Here is a 19,878-nt window from a genome sequence, read left to right as displayed (position 1 = left end):
CGGCTGTTACTCCGTTTCTTTCTTCTTCTGTTCTTCAATCCAGCGATCAATATCTTCCCGCTTGAATCGCCAGCTACCACCCACCTTGAAACCAGGCAATTTGCCCTCAGCGGTCAATTTGTAGGCTGTCTTTTCAGCGAGCTTTAAGTACGCCGCGACCTCTTTTAAGGTCAAAATTTGATCATTCATAGCATCTTTCGTCTCCATGCTACAGGAGAGAATGTGGGAAAATCGGGGAATTGTAACCGGAGATATGAACACCAGCGATCTTTTCACCATAGCACCCAAGGGCTTCCCTCGGTCGTCATCCACTGGCGAAACAGGGGTCGGGATTGGCAGATATTTGCTTCTGTAATATCTGCATTCACACCGCTCCTGGGCAAATCGTCTTGCTTGATACTCGTCCTGAGAATTGATCCGTCTGCTCGCCGCTTTCCAGGAAGTCAATCGCGCTTTATGTGCAGGCGGCTTATGTCGTAGAGAGCGGAAGTAAGTCTCTGCTTGGCACGGCTACCCAAATAAGATTCGTGTCGATAATGGTCCCCAATTTACGTCAACAGAATTTATGGAGTGGGCGAACCGCCATCACATAAAAATTGTTTACATAAAGCCAGGCTGTCCCTATCAAAACGCATACATTGAACGTTTTAATCTCACCTATCGTTCTGAAATTCTTGATCTGTATCCGTTTAACAATTTAAACGAAGTGATTGGTGTGACAGAAGACTGGATCAAGCTCTACAACACAGAACGACCTCATGATTCTTTAAACAATATGACGCCAACGGAATACAGATTGTCTGCATAACAATCTACGAATGAGTTGTGTTAGAAGGGGGTATTTACAGTCTCTCGGTAAATGTAGGTAAAAGAAACTCTGGGTTAATCAGAGTTTCTTATGCGCAGAGTTTCCTTTAGTTTTTATAAACCTCACCGCCTTTCATGACGAACTCAACGTGTGCTAGCAGAGATACATCATCCAAAGGGTTGCCGCTAACGGCAATAATGTCGGCGAATTTACCGTTTTCTAGGCTACCCAATTGCGACTCTTTACCCAACAACTTCGCGCCATTAATGGTGGCGGCTTGCAGAGCTTGTAAGGGTGTCATACCAAATTGCACCATGCGCGACAGTTGTTTGGGATTATCACCGTGCGGATAGATAGACGCGTCTGTACCCATAACCATGGGAATGCCCGCTTTTACCGCCTGGGTAAAACTGTCGCGTTGACGTTTGCCAACCACGCGTTCTTTATCAAGACTTTCTTGCAGAATTCCTGCTTTCTCGCCTTCCGATAAAATAAATTCGGTGACGTAAATATCCATACTAAAAACGGTGTGGTGTTTTTTGGCGAGTTTAATGGCTTCGTCATCTAAAAAGCTGGCGTGTTCGACGGAATCCACCCCGGCTTTAATGGCCGATTTAATGCCGTCGGTACCGTGGGCATGAGCTGCGACCGTTAATCCGCGACGATGCGCTTCATCGACAATGGCTTGCATTTCTTCTAGGGTGTATTGCTGAACGCCGACTTTGGTGCCTTTAGAAAGTACACCACCGGTTGCACAAAACTTTATAAGATCCGCGCCGTATTTGATGTTTTCACGAACCTTCTCGCGCACACTCCAAGGGCCATCGGCAACGCCTTCGGCTTTTTGATGGTACTGCTGCGGTAATAAATTGTTGTCGCAGTGGCCGCCGGTAATGCCTAGCGGTGGGCCGGATACAAACAAGCGCGGGCCGGGAATTAATCCCTCGTTAATGGCATTGCGCAGGTCAACATCAATAAAACCTGCTGCACCCACGTTGCGAATGGTGGTAATACCTGCCATCAATGTCGTTTCGGCGTTTTTTACGCCTAAGATTGCCGATTTACCGGGTGTAACCAACAAGCGATTGTAACCGTGGATTTCATGGCTACCGGTGATGTGGGTGTGCATATCCATCAAACCCGGCAAGAGTGTTTTACCGGCTAGGTTAATGTGAGTTGCGTCGGCGGGAATGGCTTGCTGAGCCGTGGTGGTAACGTCGGTAATGGTTTCACCATCGACGATGATCAGTGGCGATTGAATAATTTTGCCGCCGATAACATCAATCATGGCATCGGCTGTGATTGCTGTTTTGGCTAAAGTACTGTGGCTTAATGCTGCAAGAACTGCTGCGCCAGCGAGGTAAAGGCTTTGGCGTAATACCTTAAAGGATTGTCGACATTGAACAGCTAGTTGCATTCGTTCACTCCAAATTCTTTCTATTTTTTAAGATGCATTAACAACGCGGAACGGTTATTAACGTGATTGCTTAAAGAGACGAACAATTTAGCGAACTACACCGAGGATTACTTTGATTAAATCAGCAGTGAGTTAACTAGAGATTTAAAAGCTTAAATAACCTTGGCTAACGGCGTAGCGAATTAACATGGCGGTGCACATAAAAACAATTAAAGCCCGAATATAAACGGCTTTAATGCTGACTAAAAAATGCGAACCCAACCAAGAGCCAATAACTTGCCCAACAATCATTAATGCTCCAATTATCCAAACGACTTTTCCTAAACTGATAAAAATAATTAACGAGGCAAAGTTGCTGGCAAAATTTAAAGGCTTAGCCATCATGCTGGCTTTCACTAAATCTTTTCCGGCACCAAGCACATTGGCAAGCGCAAAAAAAGAACCCGTACCCGGGCCAAAAAATCCGTCGTAAAAACCAATGCTGGGAATAACGCCGTTTTTATAGGATTTTAGAGAAATTTTAGGTTCTGTTGTTTGTTGCGGTGTGGGCGAAATTAAAAAATAAATGGCAATTAAAAATAAAACGATGGGAATAATAAACGAGAGCGATTTTGCATTGATGAATTGAATGGCAATGGCACCAATAAGGGCGCCTAAAAAAGCAGTAATAATAAGTGGTTTTGTCTCGCGCCAATCGAGCTTGCCTTTACGAATTAACAACCACGTTGATGTCGCTAGGCCAACAGTGCCTTGAAGCTTGTTGGTGCCCATGGCAACCAACGGTGGTAAACCAAATAAAAATAACGCCGGTAAGCTGATTAGGCCACCGCCACCTGCAAGAGTGTTGATAAATCCCGAGACTAACGCCGAAACAAACAGCAGTAATACGCCATCAAGAGGAAGGGCCAGTACATCCACGTAAATACATCCAATCAAAAAGTTTGTGGATTATACCGTGGTATAAATGGATTTGATGCCTGAGAGTTTAACGTATTTATTCTCGATTGTTGGCGAGGCGTTAGAGGGTTCCTGAATAACAATTTCCTATAGGAACTTCTGATTAACTCATCCATGATTTAATCAGAAGACAGAAATTGAAAATGCGATTTCCAATTTCTTCACAATTTCAATCACTTACCGTTCTTGAAATTGGCGACACATCCTTGTGTCGCGAGAAACCCTGGTTAATCAGAGTTTCCTATAGAAAATTGCCTGTTAGTAGATTGGTAAATGTAAGCACTTTTTAAAAGCTGGTTTTAAAAGACTCGCATAAAAAATATCAGCAATAAAACATATCAGCAATAAAACATCGCACTATTCTTGTGGAGATACTGTTAGGGAAAAAGTCATGTTGGATAGTGATCAACAATACGCGTTTCGCCAAATTGCGTTTGCAGCGCTTTTGCGCGAGCCGCCTGAGCATCGCCTTCTTTCACGTTCTGTGTTCTTTCAAAGCAGCGTTTAATTAATGCTGCGTCGCGTTGCGTTACTGCGCCGTCGTATTGTTCTAAAAGCACTTGCACAAGGTTGAGGTTTAAGCCCGGATGGTTGGGAAATATCGCCAGCGCCTCTTGGAAGACGCGCGTGGCTTGGCGATAGTCTTTATTTTGATAAGCGCTGATCCCCAATTTGGTCAGCGAGGCAACTTTTTCTTTGGAGCCTTGGGTAACCGGTGTGGCTGCGGCGCGCTCTATTTTTGCCAACACTTTAGACTCACCGGCAAACTCCGCGGCCATGGCATGAAGATGATCTTCGGCCTCTTCGGTTTCACCGGCGTCTTGCAAGGCTTGCACGTAATCAAGATGACAATCGGCGTCGTCGGATGCGTTGTGGCGAAACAGTTGTCGGGCTTCGTGATTGCTTTTCTCAGCCGTTGGTTTGTTCATTGCCTGCTCTAAACTCGATAAAATCAGGCCGCCTTTGAGCTGTACATCAAGATCATCGGGATTGTCTTTGAGTTTACGAGTGAGAATTTTGCGCGCCTTTTCGGCTTGTTCGTAAGACTCCTTTGTGGATGAGTCGCGGGCCCAATGGGCGGCTTTGCGAGCAAAGTTATACACGTCCGATTCGTCTTCGTGAATACTGTTCATGCCCCACTTAATGGCGTGCTGAAAACTTCGTGTGCTGGTTTTGACGTCGCCGTTGGCTTCGGCGATTTCGGCCAATTTACGATGTCGCAACACCGATTTTGGCGACAACTTACAAGCATGTTCGATTTCTTCTTGGGCTTTATCGATATCCGAGCGCGACAAATGTACCCGAGCTAACAGGTCTCGGGCCTCAACGTAGCGTTGATCGTGGGCGAGCACTTTTTGCAGAATAATTTCCGCTTGATCCATGGCGCCAAGCTCAACCAAGGTTTCGGCTAAACCCAGCATGGCCCAAGGCAGCGGTCGCTGTTCAACAATGCTTTCGTAGTGCTCGCGGGATTTATGCAGTTCACCCAGTAAGAATAAAATCCGGCCTTTGATGCGCTCTATTTCAAACGCAAACTTAGCACCGCTGGCGAGCATTTTTTCGCAGACTTCAATGGCTTCGCGGTAGTTTTTTTCGGCGAAGAGTTTTTTGATCGGCAGTAAGGCTTCGTGTTTGATCAAGACTCGATCGAGCCTCAGGCAAAATTGCTTGGGCGTAAAGGGTTTGGCAACGTAGTCATCCGGCTGGCTTTCTATGGCGCCGAGCACCATTTCGCGAGAGGTTTCTGCGGTGATCATGACAAACAGGCCCACGGGAGTGAGCAGCTTTTTAGCGCGCAGCGCTTCAAGCAATTGCTGGCCATCTTGGCTGCGGCCCAGATTGTAGTCGCAGATGATCAAGCTATATGGACGGGATCTACACATCGACATCGCCTCCTGCGCGTTAGCGGCGGTATCGATTCTGGCGATGCCTTGAGTACTGATCATGCGCTTCATGGCGCCGCGCATTTCGGGCATGTCGTCAACAATTAAGCAGTTGTGACGCTCATAGAGCTTAATCAGTTCGAGTTTGGTTATTAGGGTCAAAGCGGTCTCTGGGTCAATTGCGTCTAACTAAAGAAGATTCCCATTAATTAAGAATCTTCTAGAAGTTTAGATGAAATTGATCGCTTAGCTTTTATTCCTGTTTGAAAGGTAGCATTTCTGTGGTTTCTGCCATGTATTGCTCAATGCCTGGCTTTTCGCGTCGTAAAAAATCGCGAATGGCTTCGTCGAATCGACTGTCTGCCAACCAGTGATTTGACCAGGTGGCGGTTGGTGTAAAGCCGCGCTGGATCTTGTGTTCGCCCTGTGCACCGGGATCAAAACATTGAATGCCCTGCTCTATGGCGTATTCGATACCTTGGTAGTAGCAGGCTTCAAAGTGCAGCGAATCGTACTCATCGCGACACCCCCAATAGCGACCAAAAAGATGCGTGCTACTTTTAAAACACAAAGCCGCCGCGACCAGTTTGTCGTTGGTGTAGGCTTGAACCATCATCAGGTTTTCGGGCATGGTTCTACCCAGAGTTTGAAAGAAATCTCCGGTTAGATAGCCATCATGGCCGCTGCGTTTTAGATAGGTAAGGCGGTAGAACTCGTAGAATTTGCGCCATTGCGCTTCGGTAATGTCTCTGCCTTCACAGCGTATCAAGGTGACGTTTTGAGACTCAACCTTCTGGCGCTCTTTTTTAAGGTTTTTACGCTTACGGCTGGCAAATGTCGCTAAAAAGTCGTCAAAATCTCTGAAATCTTGATTATACCAATGAAACTGGCAGCCTTGGCGCAAGGCAAATCCCGACTGCTCTAAATGGCTTGCCGCCTTGATATCACTGAACAAACAATGCCACGACGACGCGCCTATTTTTGCAGCCTGGTCGGTGATCACTTCTGCCATTTGAGTCATTAACGTTTGTTGCTGTTGTTCGTCGAGATGATTGGCAAAGCAAAAACGTGGGCCGGTAGCCGGTGTAAAAGGAATAGCACTTAACAGCTTTGGATAGTAATGCAGGCCGTTGCGGTGGTAGGCGTCGGCCCATGCCCAATCAAATACGTATTCGCCATAGGAATGGCCTTTAACAAACAGTGGCAGCAAAGCGATCAGTTGATCTCCTTGGTAAACCGTTAGGTGAAAAGGTTGCCAGCCGGATTCGGCGGTGGTTGCGCCACTGCTTTCTAAGGCGTGTAAGAATTCATGTCTTAAAAATGGATAATCACCACCGGCGACGCGATTCCAGTCGTTGGCGTCAACATCGGTAACACTGGTTACAAACTTAAAATCCATACAAATTATCCAAGCGCAGGTTCGATGTGATACTGGGTTTAACGCTGCGAGCGTTAATGCCATTTTCGCGAGTTGCGAAAGCTATGCCGTAGGGCTTATCAAACTAGAACTGGGACGAGAGTTCAACCGATAGTTGCAAAACACTGTTTTCGAAATTGTGTTTTCGAAATTGTGTTTTCAAAACTGTGCTTTCTGAAATCCAGAGTCGGTACGACTTCTGAAATTAACGATGTTATTCGCTATCGTTTAACGATGACGGGCGGTGTTCTTGAACGACGCGATCCAGACGGAAGCTACAGGTAAATGTGCTGCCGTGGTTGATTCGACTGGTAATTTCAAGAAGGGCTTGGTGACGTGATAATACGTGCTTAACAATGGCCAGCCCTAAACCGGTGCCGCCGGTGTCTAGGCTGCGGCTGGCGTCAACGCGATAAAAGCGTTCGGTAAGTCTGGGAATGTGGCGCGCTTCAATACCTATGCCGTGGTCTTCAATGGCGATATGACCGCCGCCTTCATCAACGTAAGCGTGCAGAATGATTTGGCTTTTGGCCGGTGAATAACGCACGGCGTTGTACACCAAGTTAGAAATACAACTGCGTAGCTCTTCGATAACGCCAATCAACAAAAAGTCTTCGTCGGCGTCGATTTCAAACTGATGAGCCTTGTCGCCACTGAGGTCTTGGGCGTCGTGGACGATGCTTTGCAGCAAATCGGCGACGTTAATTTTTGTCTCTCGCAGGCTGCTGTCGTCGGTTTCAAGGCGTGTCAAAGTCAGCAGATCTTCAATGATCAAGGTCATGCGTTTCGATTGCTGTTCCATTTGGCTGATGGCTTTTTGCCAAACACCGGGCAGCGAATCGGCATTATCGGCCATGGTTTCTAAGTAACCCCGCACCACTGTCAGCGGTGTACGCAGTTCGTGAGAAACGTTACCGATAAAGTCTTTGCGCATTTGTTCAAGCTTTTGCAGCCGTGAAATATCGCGCACCACCATCAGGTAGTCGCCTTGGCCGTAGCGGTTGATTTGAAAACTTAAGAATTGATCGCTATCGGTGGCCGACGGCATGGTTAGCGGTTCTGAGTAATCTTCGGCTTCGAGGTAGCGCACAAAGCGCGGCGAGCGCAGGTAGTTAACGATGGGTTTGCCGTGATCGCCCGGTTGTAGGCCGATCAGTCGCCGGGCACTTTGGTTCCACCATTGAATGGACGCTTGGTCGTCTAAAATAATCACCGCGTCCTTGAGTGCGGCGGTAGTTTCTTGCACCCGAAGAATCAGTGATTGTAAGCGGTGCTTTTCTTTGTTGTGCCTTTCGCGATTGTTGGAGACCTGGTAATAAACCTCCTCCCAAAAGCCGGTGGCATTGGGCACCTGGCCGATACTGCGAGTGGTTAGCCAACGCTCAAGCTTGCGCATGTTGTACAGCGTCCAAGCGCCGTACAACACATTGGCCAGCAATAAGGTATACAGTGGATAACCAATGACGAGACCAAGTACAGCCGCAACTGCGATAGCGACTAAAAATTGCCGAAATTCAGATACAAAGCCACGATGCACGAGTGATCTCGAGTGATAGGTTTACGACATTAAAGCTCAAGTATAAGCGATTTATCTTAAGCTTTTTCGGTGACTTTGATGGAAAAACGGTAACCGGTGCCACGCACGGTTTGAATAAAGCGGTCGTGGTCGTCTTGAGTTAAGGCTTTACGCAGGCGACGAATGTGAACGTCAACGGTGCGTTCTTCCACATAGACGTTGCCGCCCCAAACGTGGTCAAGCAGTTGGCCGCGAGTGTACACACGTTCTTGGTGGGTTAAGAAGAACTCCAGCAAGCGGTATTCGGTTGGACCCATATCGATGGGTTTCTCGTTGATGGTAACGCGGTGGCTTACCGGGTCGAGTACTAGGCCTTCGACCGAAATTGGGCCACTGGTAGAGGCAGAGTCGGTGCGACGTAAAACTGCTTTTAAGCGAGCGACCAGCTCTCTGGGTGAGAAGGGCTTGGTGATGTAGTCATCAGCGCCGACTTCTAAACCTTGTACCTTGTTGTCTTCCTCGCCTTTAGCGGTAAGCATGATGATTGGAATTTGCGAAGTAACCTCATCGCGCTTGAGGCGACGAGCTAATTCGATACCGCTGGTGCCAGGTAACATCCAATCGAGCAGAATCAAATCTGGCTTTTCATCCACAATCAGGGTGTGTGCCGTCTGCGCATCCATGGCTTCAAGGCATTTATAATCCGCCATTTCAAGTGCTACACGCAGCATATCTCGAATGGAGGATTCATCGTCTACGATCAAAATTGTTTTATCGGCCATGGTTGCACACCGGAATTGTGAATTTAAGGAGGCGTTTTAAGCTGGGTGCATTTAATAAAGGTTTTGTTTCGCTTTTATGACAATCATAGCAATTGGTTGTGATAAATCTGTAATTTGTGTGAAACACACAGGTATATTGGCGAAAACTGTCTAATGAGTTAGTAATTGCCGCAGAATTCATAAGGTTTAGGGCATAAAAATCGTAATGCTTAGATGCCTAAATTTTTAAATGCCTAAATTTTTAAATGCCTAAATTTTTAAATGCTTAAAGCAAATAATCAGCCGCGATCGCCACGAATAAAACCACACCCACCCACTGATTATTCTTAAACGCCTTGAAACATTGCTCCCGCTCGCGATTGCGAATCAAATATTGCTGATACACAAACAAACCCGCGCAAATGGCCACGCCAATGGAATAAATCCAACCCAATTTGGCGTTATCACCGATCAGTATCATGCCGAATAGCGTCAGCACTTGTAGACACCCAGTAATAACCTTGTCCATATCGCCAAACAATACCGCGGTGGATTTCACGCCAATTTTTAAGTCGTCATCGCGATCGACCATGGCGTAGAAGGTATCGTAGGCAATCACCCAGAGCAGATTGGTAAAGTAAATGACCCAAGCGGTTTTTGGCAACGTGTTGGTTTCAGCCGTAAATACCATGGGAATTCCCCAAGAGAATGCAGCACCTAATACGACCTGTGGCATATGCGTGTAGCGCTTGGCAAATGGATAAGCACTGGCGAGTAGTAATGCCGCAAATGACAGCGCAATGGTTTGCCAATTGGTCAGAATCACTAACGCAAAGGCCAAAGCACACAAGGCTATAAAAAGGAACAGTGCATTGCCTTCCGATAGTCTTCCAGCCGCCAGCGGACGTTGGTTGGTACGCTTAACCTTGCCATCAAAGTTGCGGTCGGCGTAATCGTTGATAACGCATCCGGCGGAGCGCATCACAAAGACGCCGAGGGTAAAAATAATTAGGGTGCTGACGCTGGGCTCGCCTTCTGAAGCAATCCAAAGCGCCCAATAAACCGGCCAGAGCAACAATAGACTGCCCACCGGTTTATCCATTCGCATCAATTTTAGGTAGTCGTTCCAGTCGCCGGATTTTGGGGTTACGTATTTCTCAAGATTCATTAATGGCTCGACAAACTTCTTTGGCTATAACTCAAATCGTTAAAATTTGGCTTAAAAACAGGTGGTAAATCAATTTGGCTGCGATCTTACGGCCTTAGCGGCTTGATAAAGCCATAATTTCGACTAAAAAGAAAGCCAGAGGTGTTTAAAGTGCGCGACAAAGCGAGTTATTTAGTTAGGGATTTCTTAACTTGTTTTGAGCGTTGCTGTGGTTTTGAAGAAAGATTTAACAATTACAACAACAGAGAAATCATTCGCCATGCATAAAACTGAATTGGTCAACGCCGTCGCCGAAAGTGCCAACATCACCAAAGAAAAGGCACATGACATCATTTCCACCATTCTCGATGAAATCACCAACGCATTAAGTCGCAACGAGTCGGTTAATATTTTGGGTTTTGGATCGTTTAATCCCAAAACACGAGCCGCTCGCACTGGGCGCAGTCCTGCGACCGGTGAGCCAATCGAAATCACCGCCAGTAACAGCGTGTCTTTTAAGCCCGGAAAACAATTGAAAGATCTAGTCAATCAAGCATCTTCATAGCCGTTCGCGAGTTTTCTTTGCAAAGATCGACGCCACAAAAAAGCCCTCAGATGAGGGCTTTTGGTTATTTGCAAACTGCGATTAATGGCTGAGTTCGTTGGCGATGGTTTCTAGCTCTAGGGCGGATTCAATAATGTTATCGAGGGTTTCGTCTAAATCGGTTTGAGTCAAATGCACGCGGGCGAGCATTTCTGGCGACAGTGGCTGTTTGGGGCCGTCCGCTAAGCCTCTTAAGCACAAGATGCGATGGGAGATGTACAAAAGATTGGCGTAGATGGCGTGCTCACCGTCGTAATCGGGGTTGTCTTGGTGACGTAATGCGGTTACAACCTCCTGCGGCATATTCCACAAATCCATCAACCAAGAGCTTAATTGCTGGCGACTGACGCCAATTTGCTGCTTTTCTACCACCGAGTCATCTACGTGCGGATTGGCATCCCACGATTTGCATAGGCGGTCGAAATACGGTGGAAAGACGTCGGCAATAATCAAATAACCGAAGTTATGAAGTAAGCCAGAAAGATACGCTAGACCAAAACCGGGGCGATGTGGTCGGTCAATGGCCGTGACTAACCCTTCCATGGTGGCGGCCATATAAACCGCGGTGCGCCAGTAGGTTTGTGAGCCGTGTGGGCCTCTGGGAGGAATATCAAGAGTTCGACTCAGAGCAATTCCCAGAGCGAGATTGAGCACCATGTCGAAGCCTAAAACGCGCACTATAGCATCGTGAATTGAGCGAATTTTTCCGGGAGCCGAGTAATAAGGCGATGATGCCCAGCTAACGACTTGCGCGGCGAGGCTGGGGTCGGTTTCAACAATAGACGACAGGTCGCTGATGTCTGCATCCGGGTCTACCCTTAATTTGATGATGCGCTGGGCAGTTTCTGGTAGCGGCGGCATCTCAAGGGTGTCTTCAAGGCGCTGTTTGATGCGAAGTGCGGTGAATTTAGAGACTGACTGCTTAATGTCGGCCACGTCGTTATCGGTGGACATCAAGCCCTGCTCAATTTGAGCAATAGGAATGGCGATATCTAAGCTCGAAGCCTTGTGGGCCATCAACTGATCGAGAGCTTCGTTATCGATCTCAAGCAAATGTGGCGACTTACCGGCGTCCAACAAGATAGGTTCTTGAGCTTTGGTAAGGCGCTCATCAATGACCGTTTCTAAACCACTGATGTTTGGGATCGCTGGAATGCCATCGAGATTCTTCGAGCTGATGTAGTTTTCAACTTCTTTAGCGTCAACTGCGTGCAAATTGCGGCTGGTCAATTGGCAAAGACGCTGTAGATCTAGTAGGCAGTTCGCTGGCACCACCACCAACAACTTACCGCGCTCATCTTCCAATAAAATAGAGCGCGCTGCGTTACTGTCTCGCAGATGGTGGTCGCGGTAATGGTTGGCTGTTGCTGTATCGTTGCTGTATGTGGTCATGGTGTAATTTATCTGCTTGGTGTCCAAGAGTTTTTTAACATTACTTGGGAATTGCACCTCAGTTCCTCGGCTTTATTCTTATAGCTTGAATGTTTACCTATCGATCACGGCTTCAGCTGCCTGCGCAATCTGATTGAGATCAGCGGTGTCCTGCAAATCTAAGTGTAGTTCACTGCTCAGAGATGGCCTTTGAATTTGATGGATTTCTGCCAAATGCTTGTAAAATTGCGTGTGGGTAAAACTTGGCTTACCCAAGTCTTCGCAGTGCTGCAGCGGCGCTTTGCTAATTTCAATAACGGCAAGTGATAGAAATCGTGAAGAAATTGGTAATCGAATTTTCGATTTTGAAGTTCGAGTAAGTCGAAGATGGCTGACGTAAACCGTGACTTCGCTAGACGTCGGCAAACTGCTGACGATGACCCAGCCAACGCTCGATAATGGCGTGGGCCGCGCGAGGATTTTCTTTTTGCAGGGTTTCGCCAATTTCTACTGCTTTGGCGAGCAAGTCTTGGTGGGTATCGAGATTGGCGACGCGAAATTGCACATCACCGGTTTGACGTGTTCCTAACACCTCGCCGGGGCCACGAATTTTTAGGTCTTCTTCGGCGATCACAAAGCCGTCGTTGGTGCTGCGCATAATGTCTAAACGTTTGCGTGCAACCTTGGATAAAGGCTTCTGATACAGCAATACGCAGGAGCTTTCGGCCTCGCCGCGCCCAACTCGACCGCGCAATTGATGCAACTGGGCCAAGCCTAAGCGTTCGGGATTTTCAATCACCATCAGGCTAGCATTTGGCACATCCACGCCAACTTCAATGACCGTTGTCGCCACCAGTAAATCGAGTTGATGCTGCTTGAACGCCTGCATCTGCTCGTCTTTTTCGGCACTGCTTAGGCGGCCGTGAACCAGGCCAATTTTTAGATGGCTAAGCGCTTCGCAGAGCATCTCCCATGTTGCTTGCGCGGCCTGGGCTTGTAGGGTTTCTGAGTCTTCAATCAGTGTGCACACCCAATAGGCCTGACGACCGCTTTCGCAGGCCTGGCCGATTCGCTCAATGACGCTGTCGCGACGATTCTGAGCAATGACGGCGGTAGTAACGGGTTTTCGGCCTGGCGGTAATTCGTCAATGCTGGAAATATCAATATTCGTGTAAAAACTCATTGCCAAGGTTCTTGGAATGGGGGTGGCGGTGAGCGACAGTTGGTGTGCCGAGGTTTTACTTTTCTGTTGTAATGCTAAGCGTTGATGAACGCCAAAACGGTGTTGCTCATCGATGATGGTCAAGGCAAGATCGTGAAATTCCACACCCTCTTGAAACAAGGCCTGAGTGCCAACCACCACCAAAGCTTCGCCGGATGAGATCGCCTCGTTTTGCAGTCGCCTTTCTTTAACACCTTGGCGGCCGACTAACCAGGCACAACGAATACCCAAACCTTCTTCAAACCACCGCGTAAAGTTGCGAAAGTGCTGTTCGGCAAGAATTTCTGTCGGCGCCATCAGCGCGGTCTGCTTGCCTTGAGCCGCGGCTTGAATCGCGGCCATGGCCGCTACCAAGGTTTTACCACTACCTACATCACCTTGCACTAGTCGTCGCATGGGTGTGTGTGTGACGAGATCGGTACAGATTTCGTCAATCACGCGCGCTTGGGCGTTGGTGAGGGTAAAGCCCACAAAATCGAGCAATTTTCGCTCTAGCTGTTTTGCGCGTGGCAGCGCGTAGGCGTCGTGAGTATTCCCACGGAGCTTTTGTTCGCGCAGGCTTAGGTGGTGCGCCAGTAATTCTTCCAGCGCTAGGCGTTTTTGTAATGGGTGCAGACCCAGGCTCAGTTCGTAAAGATTGGCGTCTACGGGCGGTCGATGCAGATACAGGAGCGCTTGAGAGAGTGTTTGTAGCTGGTGCGTTTCTAAAAACTTTGAATCGATCAGTTCGTTGACTTGACCAGATTTTAGTCGTGATACCAGTTGATCGGTGAGTTGTAACCAACGCTTTTGTGTTAAGCCATCGGTACTTGGGTAAATTGGCGTAAGTCGATCTGGAAGCTCGTAATGTTGTTCATGCTCGGGTACTAGAACCTCAACTTCCGGATGGAAAAACTCTACACCGGTGGCGCCTCGTTTTACTTCGCCACAAACACGAACTTGAGTATCGGTTGCCAGACGCTCCTTCTGGGCGGCTGTAAAATGAAAAAATCGCAAACAAACGCTGCCGGTATCGTCTCGCACCTTGCACACAAGGCTGCGTTTTTTACCATAGGCAACATGGGCCGAAACCACGACACCTTCAATTTGTGCGTAGGTACTCGGCCTGAGCTCGGCAACATCGGTAATTTGGGTTTGGTCGATATAACGGATGGGCAGATGAAATAATAAATCTCTAAAGCAAGTAATGCCTAACTTCGCGAGCTTTTCCTCCATTTGCGGCCCGACGCCTTTCAAGTGGGTAATAGGTGTCAGTTCGAAGGTGCTTTCTAGAGGTGAAGCCTGCATGAGCGAAACTTAGTCTCTGTGCGACTTGGCGAAGTAAAACATGAAAAGTACTGTGTTTTTATCCATGAAAATGGATTAAAAACTAATTGTGAGAAAAGGTCAAAAGAGAAATGTCGCTGGCAAAAATTCGAACATAAAAAAGCCCCTTTTGCAGGGGCCAAAAACTTAAACTGTGCGATCGAGCTGGCATTGGTTAATGGCTTGACGCAGCACATCGACGGCTTTATGGCGAGGGAAGCTCGCGCGCCACGCCAGTGCTACGGTTCGCGTTGGCGCTTGGCCGGCAAAAGATCTCACCACGAGGCGGTCGTTGTTATAAAACGGACTGGTCGCGGCGGACGCTGGTAAAATGGTAATGCCAAGGCCCGACGCAACCATGTGACGCAAAGTTTCTAACGAACTGCCTTCGGCTGCGGTGCGAATTTTAGACGTGTTAGTTTCATTATCCGCCGAAGGACGAATATTGGGACATGCCTCAAAGACTTGATCTCTGAAACAGTGACCTTCACCGAGTAGTAAAATATTGTGGCCGTCGAGATCTTGAGTCTCAATGGTTTGTTTATCTTCGAGCGGATGGCCTTTATGAACTAATACGACGAAGGGCTCATCGTACAAAGGTTGGGTTACCACATCGGCTTCGGTAAAAGGTAGAGCTACAATAATGACATCCAGCTCGCCGTTTCGCAGTCTATGGCGTAAGGTCGCCGTAAAACCTTCTTCTACATACAACGGCATTTCGGGAGCGCGACGAATTAATTCGGGAATAAAGTGTGGTAATAGGTAGGGACCAATGGTGAAAATCGCGCCAACCTGTAACGGACTTTTGAGTTGGTCTTTACCAGCGGTAGCCATATCTTTAATGGCAGAAGTTTGTTCCAACACCAACTGTGCTTGGCTAACAATGGTTTCGCCTAATGGCGTTGGCTTTACGCGTGTTTTGGAACGCTCAAATAAGGCAACACCTAACTCTTCTTCTAGTTTTTTTACGGCGATACTTAAAGTCGGCTGGGATACAAAGCATTTTTCCGCTGCTCGGCCAAAATGTTGCTCCTGCGCCAGTGTTACTATGTAACGTAATTCCGTGAGGGTCATTGTTAAAGGCTCTTCGACTTGCTGAATTGATGAATATTATCTATTTAAAACTAGATTACCCCGTATTTTCAATTTTGGCTATCGATTCGGCGGGTTTAATTTATTTTATTAAGATATTGGTTAAATAAATATTTTTTATTAACTTTCTGTAAATATATGACAAGTAATTCACCACCTGAAAAAAACAAACTTTCACTGTTATGGCTGGGTTTTGGTCAAATTGGAAGGCAGTTTTCCACTCTTAGTAGCGCTTCGAGCTTTGACATAACAGCATTGACTAGAAATTGTTCACAGGTAGATTTATCTGCCAACCCAATACACGATAGTCCTAATTTATCGAAATTTAGCTCATCTGTGCACTATTTATGTTCAAGTGTGCAAGAAACCCATAACTACGAGCATTTATTCGACAACCCCAATTTATCGGTGGTTATTTCGTTAACACCAAAAACTCGCAGCGATCAAGGTTACCGCGAAGCCTACGTTGAGCCTATTGTAGAACTTTCTAATTTAATTAAACGTAAAAATATTACACCTAAACGAGTTGTCTTTGTGTCGAGTACTAGCGTTTACGCTCAAGACGACGGCAGCGTTGTGGATGAATCAAGCGCCACAACGCCAGTCGGTTTTGCTGGTGCTCGAATGCTTGAAGCCGAACAAGTCTTGCTAAACGCCTGTTCTACAGCTGTGATTGTTCGATTCTCAGGCATTTATGGGCCGGGGCGCTTCCGCTTGCTCGATTCGGTGCTTCAAGGCCAGTCATCGCCTGGGCCAGGATTTGGCGTAAACGCTTACACTAATCGAATCCATCAATACGATTGTGCACAAGTTATTGCTCATGTACTTACGCTCGAACAGCCAGAATCGATCTATATTGGTAGCGATGATGTCTCGTGCACCGGTGGCGAGATAAAACGGTATTTGGCGTCGGCCATGGGAGTTGAATACGCAGAAGAGCCTATATTGCCAAGTAACGAAAATCAGCTCAGATACACGGGTAAGCGGCTGAGTAATCAGCGTCTTAAGAATTCAGGATATGAATTTCTGTACCCGAGTTTTCGTGAGGGTTATCCAGAAATTTTAGAAGAGTATTTGAGAAGTAAAAAAGCCTAGTTTGGTGAGGCTTATCAAAAAAATAAGCCACACCAAAGTAATCTAGCTGTTAGGTAAATTTGTGACTGACCAACAAATTTTAGTAACTTGTATTTCTACTTTTTGGATAGGGGTATTCGCCTTTATAAAAGTAGGAAATATGTATAATGGCAAACCGTTTAGTGATGGACCGTCTTTAATTCCTATCATACCAATCTTTCCAGTTATAGCATTGCTGATTGGCATTTATATAAATAAGATCCTGCCATATGCGGGTGCGGTATTGTTTGTTATTACGCACTTTGGCTATATTGCATATGTGTTGTATAAAAAAGACTAAATATTCTTGAGCAAGAAATAGAATTTAATTCAGGGAATATCAACAGAGGAAGTGCCGAAGTTGTTCTTTTGCATCTATTTCTTTGCGATGATAGTCAAATCAAAACGTCAGATTATTTTGGTTAAACTAAAGTAATGATAGGTAGGTATAAAGTTTCAAATAGCTTCCCCATACCTAACCATTTCGTGCATGGGAACCATGGGCTGCGGCTTCAAGTTGCGCATGCGCTGCGCGCATTGTTGAACAACTTTCACCTCCACCCATGGTCCCATGACGCCAGGCGTTAGATAACCGCTACTGCATCGGCTTCAATAAGCGCCGCCTTGGGTAATTCACTAACGCCAATTGCCGCTCGCGCTGGGTAAGGCTGGCTAAAGTATGCTGACATAACTTCGTTAACTTGCGCGAAGTTGCTCAGATCGGTTAGGTAAATGTTCAGTTTTACGATGTCTTTAAGGTCACCGCCGGCAGCTTCAATAACCGCAGCCAGATTTTTAAAAACTTGATGAGCCTGTTCGGTAAAGTTCTCAGACACCATTTGCATGGTTTCAGGAACCAAAGGAATTTGGCCCGACATGTAAACGGTATTGTTAACCTTGATGGCTTGAGAATAGGTACCGATCGCCGCTGGCGCATTATCGGTGTGAATGGTCGCTCTGTTTGTCATAGTCGCCCCCTGAGTTGTTAAGTGTTGCGACTAGGCCAAGTTATACGTTGGTATCGCCAGTCTTTGAATCCTGATGTGGTATCAGAATGTTAGCAAAGCCTAGCGGGGCCGCCGCGAAAGAAATCCGGCAGTATATAGTGGTTTTTGGTGCTGGCAAGTCAGTTTTTGTGTCGGCTGACGCGGATTACGGTTTTTAGTAACCGAATTCTGCGCAGAATGTTCGCTAGATGTTTGCGGTTGGTTACATTCAACGTGAGTTTTACAACCATGTTGTGTGCGTCTTTCTCATCAACTTGAATCTTTTCAATGCCCGCGCCCTGCTCCGAGATTCGCGTCGCCATGGTGGCGATAATGCCGCGCTCGTTAATGACTTCGGCGCGCAAAATCACAATAAACTCGCCGCTGACTTTTTTCGCCCACGTCATGTTATTGACTAATTCGGGTTTACTTTGGCGAATTTCGACAAGATTACGACAAGATTCTTGATGCACCACCAAGCCTTTGCCCGCACTGATGTGGCCGGCAATGGTGTCGCCCGGAATTGGACAGCAACAACGTGCGAAGCTGATAACAGCAGCATCTGCGGCAGAAATAACCAACGGTTGAGCTTTAGATTTAACATCGGCGGGGTGATCGGTGGCGAGCAGTTCGGCAATGGATGATGCGGTACGGCGGCCTAAGCCAATTTCTTCAAGAAGCTGATCTTTGCTGCTGATTCCCAGCAAATCGAGTAATTTTTGCAGATGATCTTGATCGAGTTTATCGACCGACAATTGATAAACCTGCAACGCCTGCTGAAGCATTTTGCTGCCAAGTTCAATGGATTCATTGTGTTGCTGGCGTTTTAAATAGTGACGGATGGCGGCTTTTGCCTTGCCCGATACTGCGAAATTTAACCAAGATGGATTAGGGTGAGCGACTTCAGAGGTAATAATCTGAATTTTTTCGCCGCTTTGCAGCTGACGAGATAGCGGCGCCATTCGATCATTCACCCGACAAGCGATGCAGTGATCACCAATGTCGGTGTGAACGGCGTAGGCAAAATCTACCGAGGTCGCGCCAGCGGGCAATTCGACAATCTTGCCCTTAGGTGTGAAGACATAGACTTCATCGGGGAACAGGTCAATCTTGGCGTTTTCAATGAATTCTAAAGAGTCGCCCGCTTGTTGCTGAATTTCCAACAAACCTTTGATCCACTTTCTTGCTCGGGTATGACCAATGGAATCCGAATCGCTCTCATTGTCAGATTTGTAGAGCCAATGCGCCGCGATACCCTGGTTGGCCATGGCGTCCATTTCGGCGGTACGTATTTGTACTTCAATGGGAATGCCGCTTAAACCTACCAAAATGGTGTGCAGTGATTGATAGCCGTTGGCTTTAGGAATGGCGATGTAATCTTTAAATTCACCCGGAACCGGTTTATACAAATTGTGCAGCGAGCCCAAAGCGCGGTAGCAGTCTTCAACGCTGTTAACCACAACTCTGAAGGCATAGACGTCCATAATTTCTTTGAACGACTTGTTTTTGCTGCGCATCTTCAAATAGATGCTGTACAGATGCTTTTCTCTACCGGTTACTGTAGCACTGACTATGTCGCGATCGAGTCTGTTTGAAATCGCGGTTTGGATGGTATCAACGACTTCCTTGCGATTACCGCGCACGGATTTTAACGCCGCGGCAAGTCGTCGAGATCGCATGGGATGAATGGCTTGAAAACACAGGTCTTCAAGCTCAATACGGATGTCATTCATACCTAAACGTGCGGCGATTGGTGCGTAGATTTCCAGTGTTTGACGGGCAATGCGGCGTTTTTTTTCGGGCCGCAGCGCGCCCAGTGTGCGCATGTTATGAAGACGATCGGAGAGCTTAACTAATATGACGCGAATATCCTTAGCCATAGCCAAGGTCATTTTGCGAAAGTTTTCGGCTTCTTTTTCGGCTTGAGAATCGAATTCGATTTGAGTGAGTTTGCTGACGCCATCAACGAGATCGGCAACGGTTTCACCAAACTGCTGGCTAAGGGCCGCTTTGTTGATTGCAGTATCTTCTATCACGTCGTGTAACATCGCCGCCATCAGGCTTTGATGATCCATACGCATCTCAGACAAGATTGTAGCGACACTCAGCGGATGAGTAACATAGGGCTCGCCACTGCTTCTGCGCTGACCCTCGTGGGCCTGCTCGGCATAGTAATAGGAGCGCTTAACCAGATTGACCTGATAAGGCTCTAGGTAGGTGGAAAGATGTTGACTGAGTTTTTCTATGTTGCCCACGTGGGTGAATTCTGCTCGATCTAA

Annotated in this window: 18 protein-coding genes; 4 read left to right on the top strand and 14 right to left on the bottom strand. The window is 47.1% G+C overall.

Annotated elements, in window-relative coordinates; translation table 11 throughout:
* Nucleotides 1-6 precede the first annotated feature (6 nt).
* Entirely contained in the window at nt 7-189 is a 183-nt protein-coding gene (gene mads1, locus ACYQ28_RS07090) for a methylation-associated defense system helix-turn-helix domain-containing protein MAD1 (RefSeq protein WP_460049097.1), read from the bottom strand.
* 376 nt (nt 190-565) lie between these two features.
* On the opposite strand from mads1, the gene ACYQ28_RS07085 reads away from it, so the two are divergent.
* Nucleotides 566-808, top strand: coding sequence for an integrase core domain-containing protein (locus ACYQ28_RS07085; RefSeq protein WP_460049095.1), 243 nt, complete (start codon nt 566-568; stop codon nt 806-808).
* A gap of 106 nt (nt 809-914) precedes the next feature.
* Here the strand turns inward: ACYQ28_RS07085 and ACYQ28_RS07080 are convergent, their stop codons facing one another.
* From ACYQ28_RS07080 to ubiA, 7 genes are all read right to left on the bottom strand, one after another.
* Nucleotides 915-2,225 (bottom strand): Xaa-Pro dipeptidase, encoded by a 1,311-nt coding sequence (locus ACYQ28_RS07080; protein WP_460049093.1) that lies wholly within the window; start codon nt 2,223-2,225, stop codon nt 915-917.
* Between the two features lie 144 nt (nt 2,226-2,369).
* Nucleotides 2,370-3,143 (bottom strand): TSUP family transporter, encoded by a 774-nt coding sequence (locus tag ACYQ28_RS07075; RefSeq protein WP_460049092.1) that lies wholly within the window; start codon nt 3,141-3,143, stop codon nt 2,370-2,372.
* Nucleotides 3,144-3,571: 428 nt separating this feature from the next.
* Nucleotides 3,572-5,227: a tetratricopeptide repeat protein gene (locus ACYQ28_RS07070; RefSeq protein WP_460049090.1), complete on the bottom strand. Its 1,656-nt coding sequence runs from the start codon at nt 5,225-5,227 to the stop codon at nt 3,572-3,574.
* Between the two features lie 91 nt (nt 5,228-5,318).
* Entirely contained in the window at nt 5,319-6,464 is a 1,146-nt protein-coding gene (locus ACYQ28_RS07065) for a GNAT family N-acetyltransferase (protein ID WP_460049089.1), read from the bottom strand.
* Between the two features lie 232 nt (nt 6,465-6,696).
* Nucleotides 6,697-8,019 (bottom strand): phosphate regulon sensor histidine kinase PhoR, encoded by a 1,323-nt coding sequence (gene phoR, locus ACYQ28_RS07060; protein WP_460049087.1) that lies wholly within the window; start codon nt 8,017-8,019, stop codon nt 6,697-6,699.
* A gap of 56 nt (nt 8,020-8,075) precedes the next feature.
* Nucleotides 8,076-8,780, bottom strand: coding sequence for a phosphate regulon transcriptional regulator PhoB (phoB, locus tag ACYQ28_RS07055; protein WP_460049086.1), 705 nt, complete (start codon nt 8,778-8,780; stop codon nt 8,076-8,078).
* 265 nt (nt 8,781-9,045) lie between these two features.
* Nucleotides 9,046-9,927, bottom strand: coding sequence for a 4-hydroxybenzoate octaprenyltransferase (gene ubiA / locus ACYQ28_RS07050; RefSeq protein ID WP_460049084.1), 882 nt, complete (start codon nt 9,925-9,927; stop codon nt 9,046-9,048).
* A gap of 259 nt (nt 9,928-10,186) precedes the next feature.
* Here ubiA and ACYQ28_RS07045 point away from each other — a divergent pair, with 259 nt between their 5' ends.
* Complete coding sequence (locus ACYQ28_RS07045) at nt 10,187-10,471, top strand: HU family DNA-binding protein (protein ID WP_460049083.1); 285 nt, start codon at nt 10,187-10,189, stop codon at nt 10,469-10,471.
* 81 nt (nt 10,472-10,552) lie between these two features.
* Here the strand turns inward: ACYQ28_RS07045 and ACYQ28_RS07040 are convergent, their stop codons facing one another.
* The 4 genes from ACYQ28_RS07040 to ACYQ28_RS07025 form a co-directional block, all read right to left on the bottom strand.
* The gene (locus tag ACYQ28_RS07040) at nt 10,553-11,902 is read right to left on the bottom strand and encodes an HDOD domain-containing protein (RefSeq protein WP_460164700.1); all 1,350 of its coding nucleotides are present in this window, start codon (nt 11,900-11,902) and stop codon (nt 10,553-10,555) included.
* Nucleotides 11,903-11,995: 93 nt separating this feature from the next.
* Nucleotides 11,996-12,307 carry a hypothetical protein gene (locus ACYQ28_RS07035; RefSeq protein WP_460049081.1) on the bottom strand — a complete coding sequence of 104 codons (312 nt, stop codon included), beginning with the start codon at nt 12,305-12,307 and terminating at the stop codon, nt 11,996-11,998.
* Complete coding sequence (recG, locus tag ACYQ28_RS07030) at nt 12,294-14,390, bottom strand: ATP-dependent DNA helicase RecG (RefSeq protein ID WP_460049080.1); 2,097 nt, start codon at nt 14,388-14,390, stop codon at nt 12,294-12,296. The genes ACYQ28_RS07035 and recG overlap by 14 nt, the downstream gene beginning before the upstream one ends.
* A 165-nt stretch (nt 14,391-14,555) precedes the next feature.
* A complete protein-coding gene (locus ACYQ28_RS07025; RefSeq protein WP_460049078.1) occupies nt 14,556-15,482 on the bottom strand; it encodes a hydrogen peroxide-inducible genes activator in 927 nt (308 codons plus the stop codon).
* Between the two features lie 156 nt (nt 15,483-15,638).
* Here ACYQ28_RS07025 and ACYQ28_RS07020 point away from each other — a divergent pair, with 156 nt between their 5' ends.
* Both ACYQ28_RS07020 and ACYQ28_RS07015 read left to right on the top strand, forming a co-directional pair.
* Nucleotides 15,639-16,595 carry a sugar nucleotide-binding protein gene (locus tag ACYQ28_RS07020; RefSeq protein ID WP_460049077.1) on the top strand — a complete coding sequence of 319 codons (957 nt, stop codon included), beginning with the start codon at nt 15,639-15,641 and terminating at the stop codon, nt 16,593-16,595.
* 61 nt (nt 16,596-16,656) lie between these two features.
* On the top strand, nt 16,657-16,914 hold the full coding sequence (locus ACYQ28_RS07015; protein WP_460049075.1) for a hypothetical protein: 258 nt from the start codon (nt 16,657-16,659) through the stop codon (nt 16,912-16,914).
* A 283-nt stretch (nt 16,915-17,197) separates the two neighbouring features.
* On the opposite strand, the gene ACYQ28_RS07010 is transcribed toward ACYQ28_RS07015, so the two are convergent.
* Together ACYQ28_RS07010 and ACYQ28_RS07005 are read right to left on the bottom strand one after the other, a co-directional pair.
* Nucleotides 17,198-17,581 carry a RidA family protein gene (locus ACYQ28_RS07010; protein WP_460049074.1) on the bottom strand — a complete coding sequence of 128 codons (384 nt, stop codon included), beginning with the start codon at nt 17,579-17,581 and terminating at the stop codon, nt 17,198-17,200.
* Nucleotides 17,582-17,739: 158 nt separating this feature from the next.
* Nucleotides 17,740-19,854 (bottom strand): RelA/SpoT family protein, encoded by a 2,115-nt coding sequence (locus tag ACYQ28_RS07005; RefSeq protein ID WP_460049073.1) that lies wholly within the window; start codon nt 19,852-19,854, stop codon nt 17,740-17,742.
* Between the last annotated feature and the right edge of the window lie 24 nt (nt 19,855-19,878).

It is taken from the genome of Sessilibacter sp. MAH1, from assembly GCF_054658315.1.
The sequence above is the reverse complement of the archived record's forward strand: the minus strand, read 5'-3'. Positions and strand labels throughout refer to the sequence as shown.

Excerpts from the sequence above, each read along its gene's own strand:
- mads1 (WP_460049097.1), bottom strand. The coding sequence starts at position 189 with ATGAATGATCAAATTTTGACCTTAAAAGAGGTCGCGGCGTACTTAAAG.
- ACYQ28_RS07085 (WP_460049095.1), top strand. The coding sequence starts at position 566 with ATGGAGTGGGCGAACCGCCATCACATAAAAATTGTTTACATAAAGCCA.
- ACYQ28_RS07080 (WP_460049093.1), bottom strand. The coding sequence starts at position 2,225 with ATGCAACTAGCTGTTCAATGTCGACAATCCTTTAAGGTATTACGCCAA.
- ACYQ28_RS07065 (WP_460049089.1), bottom strand. The coding sequence starts at position 6,464 with ATGGATTTTAAGTTTGTAACCAGTGTTACCGATGTTGACGCCAACGAC.
- phoB (WP_460049086.1), bottom strand. The coding sequence starts at position 8,780 with ATGGCCGATAAAACAATTTTGATCGTAGACGATGAATCCTCCATTCGA.
- ubiA (WP_460049084.1), bottom strand. The coding sequence starts at position 9,927 with ATGAATCTTGAGAAATACGTAACCCCAAAATCCGGCGACTGGAACGAC.
- ACYQ28_RS07045 (WP_460049083.1), top strand. The coding sequence starts at position 10,187 with ATGCATAAAACTGAATTGGTCAACGCCGTCGCCGAAAGTGCCAACATC.
- ACYQ28_RS07040 (WP_460164700.1), bottom strand. The coding sequence starts at position 11,902 with ATGACCACATACAGCAACGATACAGCAACAGCCAACCATTACCGCGAC.
- recG (WP_460049080.1), bottom strand. The coding sequence starts at position 14,390 with ATGCAGGCTTCACCTCTAGAAAGCACCTTCGAACTGACACCTATTACC.
- ACYQ28_RS07025 (WP_460049078.1), bottom strand. The coding sequence starts at position 15,482 with ATGACCCTCACGGAATTACGTTACATAGTAACACTGGCGCAGGAGCAA.
- ACYQ28_RS07020 (WP_460049077.1), top strand. The coding sequence starts at position 15,639 with ATGACAAGTAATTCACCACCTGAAAAAAACAAACTTTCACTGTTATGG.
- ACYQ28_RS07010 (WP_460049074.1), bottom strand. The coding sequence starts at position 17,581 with ATGACAAACAGAGCGACCATTCACACCGATAATGCGCCAGCGGCGATC.